This window comes from Streptomyces sp. NPDC048479 (genome assembly GCF_040651435.1).
GTDB lineage: Bacteria > Actinomycetota > Actinomycetes > Streptomycetales > Streptomycetaceae > Streptomyces.
Genome location: NZ_JBEZKA010000103.1, coordinates 1 through 2,256, shown reverse-complemented (window position 1 = coordinate 2,256; position 2,256 = coordinate 1). Strand labels below are relative to the sequence as shown.

Here is a 2,256-nt window from a genome sequence, read left to right as displayed (position 1 = left end):
CACCTTCGGACGCAACACCGACGACAGACGCTCCGGGGTGAGCGACGCGACCACACCGTCGTCCAGCACACCAGCCGTATGCACCACACCCGTCAGCGGATACTCCGCCGGAATGCCATTCAGTGCCGACTCAAGCGCATCACGGTCGGCCACATCACACGCAGCCCACCTCACCTCCGCACCCAACTCAGCCAGCTCAGCCGTCAGTTCAACCGCACCCTCGGCAGCCTCACCACGACGACTCACCAGCAACAGATGCCGCACACCACGCTCGACCACCAGATGACGGGCAAACAAACCACCCAACGTGCCACTCGCACCCGTCACCAACACCGTGCCGTCAACGTCCAGCTCACGACCGGCACCATCAACGACCGCAGCACGCGCCAGCCTCGGCACGAGGACGGAACCCGCGCGAACCAGCAGTTCGGACTCGCCTGCGGCCAGGGCGGCCGCCACGGTCTGTTCGGGCAGACCGTCGCCGTCGAGGTCGACGAGCGCGAACCGCCCGGGGTGCTCGGTACCGGCGGAACGGACCAGGCCCCACACCGCAGCACCCGCGAGATCGCGGACGGGCTCGGCCGGACCTGCGGTCATGGCGCCGCGGGTGACGAACACCAGCCGGGAGGATGCGAAGCGTTCCTCCGCCAGCCACGCCCGTACGAGCGCGAGCGCGTCGGAGGCCCGCACATGCACCGCCCCCGGCAGGGTGTCACCGTCCGCCCGAGCCGCTGCCTCTGCCTCTGCTGCCGTGGTGATGAACACCAGCTCCGGTACGTCGGAGCCCGCGGCCGCCAGCGCGGCCAGGTCGGCATACGGCGTGGAGTCCAGCCCCGGCACCTCCGCGCCCACCACAGCCCGTTCGACACCGGCCGGAACCGTTGTCCGGTCGGCCGAAGGCTCCATCCAGTCGATCCGGAACAACGACTCCTGGCGGCCGACACGCGCCGCGCCGAGCTGTTCGGACGACATCGCCCGCAGTATCAGGGAGTCCACGGAGGCGACGGGCGCGCCCGCGGAGTCGGCCAGTTCCAGCGACACCGCGCCCTGGCCCGCCTCGGCCAGCCGGACCCGTACCGCGGAGGCACCGGCCGCGTGGAGCCGAACACCGCTCCAGGCGAACGGCAGTCGTGCGGCACCGGCCGTCTCATCAGTGTCCGAACCGGAGAGCAGGTCACCCAGCGCCAGGGTGTGCAGCGCCGAGTCCAGCAGCGCGGGGTGCAGCCCGAACGCGTCGGCGTCCGCCTGCGCCTCCGTGGGCAGGGCCAGTTCCGCGAACAGTTCTCCAGCGCGCCGCCAGGCCGCCCGCAGCCCCCGGAACAGGGGGCCGTACGCGAGCCCGGAGGCGTCGAGAATCTCGTACGCGCTGTCCACCGGCACAGGAGTCGCGTCGGCCGGCGGCCACACGCCGAGGTCGGCGGTGGCGCCCCGGACCTCGGCCATCAGCAGGCCGTCGGCGTGCCGCACCCAGGGCTCGTCGTCGACGTCCGGGCGGGAGTACACGGCTACCGCGCGACGGTCCGAGGCATCGGGCGCACCGACCACGACCTGCAGCTGGACCGCGCCATCGTCGGGCAGGATCAGCGGGGCCTGAAGCGTCAGCTCGTCCAGGGCACGGGCTCCGACGCGCTCGCCCGCGTGCAGGGCCAGTTCGACAAGTGCCGTTCCCGGAAGCAGCACGGAACCCATGACGGCATGGCCCGCGAGCCAGGGATGCGTACGCAGGGAGAGCCGACCGGTGAAGACGCATCCGTCGGCGTCCGCGAGTGTCACGGCCGCGCCCAGCAGCGGATGGCCGGCGGCGGCGAGTCCGAGCCCGGCGGTGTCGCCGGGGAGCGGGATGCCGGTCTCCGGCCAGTAGTGCTCGCGCTGGAAGGCGTAGGTGGGCAGGTCGACGCGCTGGGCGCCGGTCCCGGAGAAGTACGCCTGCCAGTCGACGGCAATCCCCCGGACATGCGCCTGGGCGAGTGCCGTGGTGACAGTCTCGGCCTCGGAGCGACCGGAGCGCAGGACCGGCACAAAGACCGCGGCCTCGCCCGTCACACACTCCTGAGCCATCGCCGAGAGGACCCCATCAGGGCCCAGTTCCACATACGTCGTGACCCCGGCGGCCTCCAGAGCGCGGATGCCGTCCAGGAAACGGACCGCCTCGCGGACGTGCCGGACCCAGAAGTCGGCGGACGTCATCTCGTCCGAGACCAGAGCACCGGTGAGGTTCGAGACGACCGGGATGCGAGGAGTCTCGTACGAGAGGCC

Annotated in this window: 1 protein-coding gene; it reads right to left on the bottom strand. The window is 71.6% G+C overall.

Features of this window, described 5'->3' with window-relative positions; all coding sequences use genetic code 11:
* On the bottom strand, positions 1 to 2,256 hold a 2,256-nt coding region (locus AB0D12_RS41155), incomplete at both ends, for an SDR family NAD(P)-dependent oxidoreductase (protein ID WP_362695183.1).